The organism is bacterium, assembly GCA_040753085.1.
Lineage (GTDB): Bacteria > UBA9089 > JASEGY01 > JASEGY01 > JASEGY01 > JASEGY01.
Genome location: JBFMHI010000034.1, coordinates 1 through 7,487 on the forward strand (window position 1 = coordinate 1; position 7,487 = coordinate 7,487).

General features: G+C 48.4%; 4 protein-coding genes. All 4 read left to right on the plus strand.

Annotation, left to right across the window (positions count from 1 at the left end; genetic code table 11):
- Positions 1-155: 155 nt before the first annotated feature.
- On the plus strand, positions 156-1,214 hold the full coding sequence (locus AB1797_05655) for a DUF1573 domain-containing protein (GenBank protein MEW5767101.1): 1,059 nt from the start codon (positions 156-158) through the stop codon (positions 1,212-1,214).
- Between the two features lie 126 nt (positions 1,215-1,340).
- The gene (locus AB1797_05660) at positions 1,341-3,107 is read left to right on the plus strand and encodes a B12-binding domain-containing radical SAM protein (GenBank protein MEW5767102.1); all 1,767 of its coding nucleotides are present in this window, start codon (positions 1,341-1,343) and stop codon (positions 3,105-3,107) included.
- A gap of 448 nt (positions 3,108-3,555) precedes the next feature.
- The gene (locus AB1797_05665) at positions 3,556-4,650 is read left to right on the plus strand and encodes a BMP family ABC transporter substrate-binding protein (protein MEW5767103.1); all 1,095 of its coding nucleotides are present in this window, start codon (positions 3,556-3,558) and stop codon (positions 4,648-4,650) included.
- Between the two features lie 76 nt (positions 4,651-4,726).
- Positions 4,727-7,487, plus strand: a 2,761-nt coding sequence (locus AB1797_05670; GenBank protein MEW5767104.1) for a hypothetical protein, incomplete at its 3' end; no start/stop codon positions are given.

The following is a 7,487-nucleotide window of genomic DNA, read 5'->3' on the forward strand; positions in this document are numbered from 1 at the left end:
CTTCGTATCTTCCTCAATAATTCGGGGCAACCTACTCGGGTTACACGAGATCAGAAACCCGTTTTTTCGGAAAAAACGGGTTTCTAATTTAGCCGCAAGCTTTCACAGTAAGGTGAACCATCCCAAATTTTCTTGATAAGGAGGTAAGTTTCATAATGTACCGATCACTTTTTCTTTCAGCCACTATTTTCTCAACCATCTTTGTTGCCTTGAGTTATGCTCAAGAAACTACTCCCGTTACCCCTGCGTTGCCCCCTCCTCAGATCACCTTTCCTGAATCAAGCCATGATTTTGGCTCTATTGAAGAAGGTGATATGCCCACTTATAATTTTGTGGTTAAAAATACCGGCGGCAGTCAGCTTGTCTTAGAGCGGGTTCAAACTTCCTGTGGTTGTACGGCCGCTCTACCGCAAGAACGGGAGGTAGCACCAGGAGATACCACTACTATTAATGTAAGCTTTAATTCCCAAAATCGGGCCGGACAAAGTGTGCATAAGACAGTGACGGTCTATTCCAACGATCCTGAGCAGCCTCAAGCAACGCTTACCATAACTGGTTCGGTTGCTCACCGCGGGCCCAGGCTCCAAATTATCCCTTCTTCCTGGGATGTAGGGGTCTTGGGTCCGGACTCGGTCAAGATAAAACATCTTACCCTGAAAAATGAGGGCGGGAGAGATCTCATTATCAGTAAGATAGAGGGGGGGATAAACTGTACGGCGGCCACGGATACCCTGACTATTACCATTCCCCCGGGAAACACTGATCGACTCGAAATGACCTGTCAACCTAAAATAGCTAAGGGAATCATCAATGAAAAAATAACGGTGGAAAGCAATGACCCTAAGAGTCCCCAGTCAGATATCTCTATTTCAGGCTATATTACCCCCTTTCCCGGGGGAGAAGGGATAACCATTATCCCGGCCGAAAAGGATTTCGGCCAGGTAGCCCCTCTGGATACCTTAAGCGCTCAGTTTAAGATCAAAAACAATGGCTCCTCAACCATAAGCTTATCCAATAGTGTGACTACTTTACCCGGGGCAGAGGTTCAGTTCTCTTCTCGGGATATTGAGCCGGATCAGACCGCTACCGCTACCTTAAGCCTGAAGACCACTTCTGAATTAGGGAAGAGGGAAGGCTTCATTTATCTGGAAGTGGCCATACCCGTCAGTATGGAAGTAGCAGATACTGCGGCGATAAGTACGGATACGAAATAAAAATCTCAAGTAACTATTCAGCCACGGATTAACACCGATTAGCACGGATAAAATAATTGTAACCGTTCATCACATGATGCTCGATGCTCGAGCATCGAAAAAAAAACAGATTGGAGATAAGTTAATATGCCTAATGCCCTTTTAGTTTATCCGGAATTTCCCCCCTCCTATTGGGGGTACAATTTCGCCTTGGATTTTGTGGGGAAAAAATCGTCCATGCCACCGCTCGGTTTGTTGACGGTGGCCGGGATGTTCCCCCAAGAATATCAACTCAAACTGGTGGATATGAATGTCACCCCTTTGAGTGATGCAGACCTGGCTTGGGCGGATTTCGTTTTTACCTCTACCATGATTGTCCAAAAGAATTCACTACAAGAGGTTATTAGCCGGTGTAATAGGGCTGGTGTGCCTATTATCGCCGGCGGGCCTCATCCCACCTCATTTTACGAAGAGATTGAAGGCGTGGATCACTTTGTCTTAAACGAGGTTGAAGATATTTTCGCTGAATTTTTACAAGACCTGAAAAACGGCGCAGCTAAACATGTCTATCGCTCCTCGAAGAGGCCGGATATTACCAGGACTCCCTTGCCGCGATATGATCTCATCGATGTCCGTAATTACGGATCTATGGCCCTTCAATTTTCTCGGGGCTGTCCTTTCAATTGTGAATTTTGTGACATCACCAAGCTGCTTGGCCGAATCCCTCGCACCAAAACAAATGGACAGGTTTTAGCTGAGTTTAATGTCCTTTATGAGGCGGGTTGGCGGGGGCCGCTGTTTTTGGTTGACGATAACTTTATCGGAAATAAAAAAAAGGCCATGCAGTTATTACCTGAAGTCGCCAGGTGGCAGAAAGAGAGGAATTATCCTTTTTATCTTTACACCGAAGCAAGTGTGAACCTTGCTGAGATGGAACCATTAATGGATGCCATGGTCGAAGCGGGTTTTAACATGGCCTTCCTGGGGATAGAAACACCAAACCCGGAGGCTTTGTTAAAAACGAACAAAAGCCAGAACACGAAAAAGGGAGCAGACAACTATCTCCTTAATGCGGTTCGGAAGATTCAAAAGAAAGGGCTGGAAGTATGTGCCGGCTTTATTTTAGGGCTGGATGGCGATCGGGAAGATGTTTTTGATGCCCAGATCCAATTTATCCAGGAAGCCGGCATCCCCTTGGCCATGGTCGGCCTCTTAACCGCCTTGAAGGGGACAGATCTATATGACCGCCTCCAAAGGGAAGGTCGAATGCTGGAAGAATCTACCGGCAATAACGTCAGTATAGACTTGAACTTTAAGCCGGAGATGGATCGACAAACCCTTATTGAGGGATATAAGCGGGTTCTTTCGACACTCTACGATCCAGGCCTGAAAAACTATTTTGAGCGTTGCCTGGTATTTCTAAAGCACCTAAAACCAATAGAGAATAATGTAAGAGGTGTGGGCAAAACTGAGCTAATGGCTTTAGCCAGGTCAATTAAACGACAGCTTTTTTCCAGACAAGGCCCGGCTTACTTGCGATTTTTAGCGAAGATTATTAAAGACCATCCCAGGGTTTTCCCAGAGGCAGTTCGTCTGGCTATCATGGGCTATCATTTCGAAAAGGTCACCAGCCAACAGATCGCCGTGGATAATTTCAAGCAGTATTTAGAGATCGAATTTAACGCCTTCAAGGAAAAGGTATCTATTTTCGCCAAGGCGCAAAGCAGCCGCATGGCGGAAATTGCTGCTTGTGCTCAGGAACTCTTTGCTCGTGTCCACACGCAATATGAGCATATCCACAAGGATTTCAGATATAGTGTGCAAGACGCTCTCGATATTTTTCAGGAATCCGTAAGATCTTATCTCGATCAACTTATTGGTCCGATCCCAATCGAAATCAAGAGCTTTAGTTAGCCGGTTATCTGAATCATTGAGGCATCTTCTCCATATTTCGGCGAAAGTCAGTGATCGGTAATCGGTAACCACTGATTACTGGTTACTCCTTACCGATAACCGATCACCTGGTTACCCCGATTTATTGAGAGGAGACTTATTGAGGTTATCTTTTTTAGTAAGCGTTCAGCTACTAAGGCACAAACTCGATGCTCGATGCTCGATTCTGGATACTTGATCCTTTACCAGCATCGAGGATCGAGCATCGAGGATCCAGCATCGAGCATCGAGCATCATGTGCTGAACGGTTACATCTTTTTTAGTAAGCGTTCAGCCACTAAGGCACAAACTCGATGCTCGATGCTCGATTTTGGATACTTGATCCTTTACCAGCATCGAGGATCGAGCATCGAGCATCCAGCATCATGTGATGAACGGTTACATCTTTTTTATTAGAAGGAGGAGGAAAATGGCAAAACCTCTGTTCGTTCTTCTGACATTGGGTGTGGTGGTCGCTTTATTTCTAAGCGGTTGTTCGGACAAGACGGATCCGCCAACGGCCCCCCCTGTAACAATCAAGGCAGCCTTTATCTACGTGGGGCCTGCGAGCGACCTCGGATGGACCTACGCCCACGACCAGGGCCGGCTCTCTCTGGAGGAGTTAGGAGTAGAGACGGCTTACCGCGAGCTGGTGGCCGAGGGTCCTGAGGCCACACAGGTCATCCGTGACTACGCGGCGGAAGGCTACGACATTATTTTCGCTACCAGCTTCGGCTATATGGACTCGGTCATTGAGGTAGCGGCTGAGTACCCTGATATTACTTTTGAGCATTGCACCGGTTATAAAACGGCCAATAATGTGGGCGCCTACGACGGCCGGGGCTATCAGGGCTGGTATCTGGCCGGTATTGTGGCCGGCAGTATGACCGAGAACAATATCCTGGGCTATATTGCCCCCTATCCTATTCCGGAGGTCGTCCGTAACATGAACGCCTTTACCCTGGGGGTGCAGTCGGTGAATTCCAATATTGAGGTCCATCCGGTGTGGATCTTTACCTGGGTAGATCCTGCCAAGGAGCGCCAGGCAGCCCAGGATCTGCTCGACCTGGGGGTTGACGTCATCGCCCGCGAGAGCGACTCTACCGAACCGGACAAAGTGGCCCAGGAGAATGGCATTTATGTGGTCGGCTATAACGCCTATGTGCCTGATGCGGCTCCCGACGCCCTGCTGACCGCGCCTATCTGGAATTGGGGTATCTTCTACCAGAAGGTCGTTGAGGACGTGAAGAACGGTACCTGGAATAATACGCCGGTGTGGTGGGGGCTGAAGGAGGGCCTCCTGAAGATGGCCCCCATCGCTGATTTCGTGCCCAAAGGCGTTAAGAGATTGGTCGAGAAGAAGAAGCAGGACATCATCAGCGGCAAGTTCGACGTATTTGTGGGACCAATTAACGACAACACCGGCGCAGAGCGGGTGGCTGCCGGTGTGACTATGACCGACGAGGAGAAGCTGTCCTTCGATTGGCTGGTGGAGGGCGTGGTGGGGGAGATCCCCGCCGACTAAGAGTTCCAAGAAGCCGCCGATTAGATCATAAGAGAAAAAATTCGACCATATCCAATAACTTTAAGGGGGGTAAAAAATGTCTACTTTTTCCAAAAGGAATTTAATAAGCCTTCTTCTGGTGCTCCTGATCTCTCTGGCTCAATTCGCCTTAGCCCAGGATGTTATCCTCTGGCAGTATGGAGGCCAGGGACCGGGGTATGGTCCTAATCAGCTTACTTACCCCCATTCTTCCACTCTTCTTCAAAATGGAAATATACTCATTGGAGAAACCTGGAATAACAGGGCCATTGAAGTCAAGGTCTCTGATTATCCAAATTTTACGGCAAACAGTCTGGTCTGGGATTATCCTGGTATAGGGTATGTCTATGATACGGAAGAACTTTCCAATGGTAATATCTTGATTACCAGTCATACTGACGAGGTCGGTATTGGTCTTGGCTTTGCTTATGGTTATTATGTGGTCGAGGTGACCCATGATGCGGCCAGGAGTGTTGTCTGGCAGTATGGAACCCCTGGTGTTTCGGGAGGTGGTGCCAATCAGCTTTATAGACCAACTGACGCCGATAAGCTGCCTAATGGGAATTATCTGATTACCGACGCCGGAAGTGGTCACCGGGTGATAGAAGTAGATCAAAGCCGAAATATCGTCTGGGAATATGATCAACTGGTCATGCCAGTCGATGCTGACTATTTGTCCGACCGGGGTAGTTACCTTATTACTGAGCGGGGGGTAATAGGCTCTCTGGATGAAAATGACCGGATCATTGAGGTGAGAAAAACAGATAAGGCTATTGTCAGAGAATGGAAGATCGTAGGCGGAGTCCGCTTATGGGACCCGATGGATGCCGACATCCTGGACAATGGTCATATGATGATTTGTGACCGGAATAATAACCGCGTGGTGGAGATAAATCCGGATAATCCCGCCGTGATCCTGTGGGAATATCCCACACCGCTTTTTAACCCTTACGGAGCAGAACGTCTGAAAAATGGCTATACCCTTGTGACTGATGCCAATAATCACCGGGTGCTTATGATTGGTCCTCAGCCCTGGAAAGAGGTGGATAAATCCGAAGCCTTATCCAGGGAAGTCCTTACTTATACCATTAGCTATCAAAATACTGGAACAACCGATGCCCACGATGTTACTATTGAGGATGAAATCCCGGAGAAAACCGCCTTTGTCGTTGGAAGTGTCACGGCTAATGGGGACTCGGTTAAATATTCAAATAATGATGGAGCAAGCTGGAATTATACCCCTTCCGGTTCAACTGATCCTCAGGTGACTCATCTTAAGATAACCTACAGCACCATCAGCCCGGGAGGGATTAAATCACCTACCTTTCAAGTAAAAACAGATGGCAGCGCTGCCTCAGGAGAACGAATCACTAATTTAGCCCTTATTACCACCCGTGAAGTAGATATTGTTGTTTCTTCCAATGAAGTTCAGACCACCATTATTGGAACCCTGAGTCAACTTCGCTTTACCGATGCCCAATATCAGGATGAAGATGTCTACCCTTACAACGACACCATCTACCTTGAATTGAGTGATGAAGATAAAGCCGGGGTTGGCAGCCTTCAGGTGACGGTGAGTGACCCAACTACCGGAGATAATGAAGTCATCACCGTGAACGAAACATCTACGCCGGGCGTCTTCAGGAGGAGTCTGCCGAATAGCCTTACTCAGGGAGGAAATGACAATGACGGCATTCTGAAGGTAAAGCGGGGTGATCCTATTACGGCCAGCTACACTGATCCGCAGGATCCAGGCGATGTCTCGACCGATGCAGCAGCTATATCGAGCGCTACCCCCAGCACCTTGAGGTTTGTCGATGACCAGAATCAGGATGCAGCCATTTATCCTTACAATGACACCATCTACCTTGAGCTGATTGATGAAGATAAAGCCGGCGTTGGCAGCCTTCAGGTGACGGTGAGTGACCCAACTACCGGAGATAATGAAGTCATCACCGTGAGCGAAACATCTACGCCGGGCGTCTTCAGGAGGAGTCTGCCGAATAGCCTTACTCAGGGAGGAAATGACAATGACGGCACCCTGAAGGTAAATCAAGGAGATGCCATTACGGCCGGCTACACTGATCCACAGGATGCGGCTGATGTCTCGACCGATACCGCCACCATATCAAGTGGTAATCCTGATCTTACCTCAAGTTCAAAGGAGTCTTCCCTTGAGGATACTAATAACGATGGTTACGGCAATCCAGGTGAGGTAATTACTTATACTATTACTATCCGGAACACAGGTGATGCCCCGGCTAAGGATGTGGTTGTCACCGATCCCATCCCAGAGTATACTACTTATGTCTCCGGCAGTATCACTGGCATCGGAGGCAGTGAGGCGCAATTACCGGACAGTCTACGCTGGCAGTTAGGAACGGTTACGGCGGGAGCCAACGTAGTTCTTGGCTTTAAGGTCAGGATAAACGATCCTCTTCCACCCGGCGCCACCAAGGTAAGCAACTATGCCAGAGTCAAGGAAGACGATAATCCGGATACACCCATTCCTCCGCCTCCTCCTGTGCCGCTTGGCGAGCCTGATCTCTCTTCAAGCTCAAAGGGGTCTTCCCTTGAGGATACTAATAACGATGGTTACGGCAATCCAGGTGAGGTGATTAGTTATACCATTACTATCCGGAACATAGGCAATGCCCCGGCTAAGGATGTGGTTGTCACCGATCCCATCCCTGAGTATACTACCTATGTCTCAGGCAGTATCACCGGCACCGGAGGCAGTGAGGCGCAATTACCGAACAGTCTACGTTGGCAGTTAGGAACTGTTACGGCTGGAGCCAACGTAGTTCTTGGCTTCAAGG

What these genes read in the sequence shown, in the direction of transcription:
- AB1797_05655 (MEW5767101.1), top strand. Translation starts at nt 156, where the DNA reads ATGTACCGATCACTTTTTCTTTCAGCCACTATTTTCTCAACCATCTTT.
- AB1797_05660 (MEW5767102.1), top strand. Translation starts at nt 1,341, where the DNA reads ATGCCTAATGCCCTTTTAGTTTATCCGGAATTTCCCCCCTCCTATTGG.
- AB1797_05665 (MEW5767103.1), top strand. Translation starts at nt 3,556, where the DNA reads ATGGCAAAACCTCTGTTCGTTCTTCTGACATTGGGTGTGGTGGTCGCT.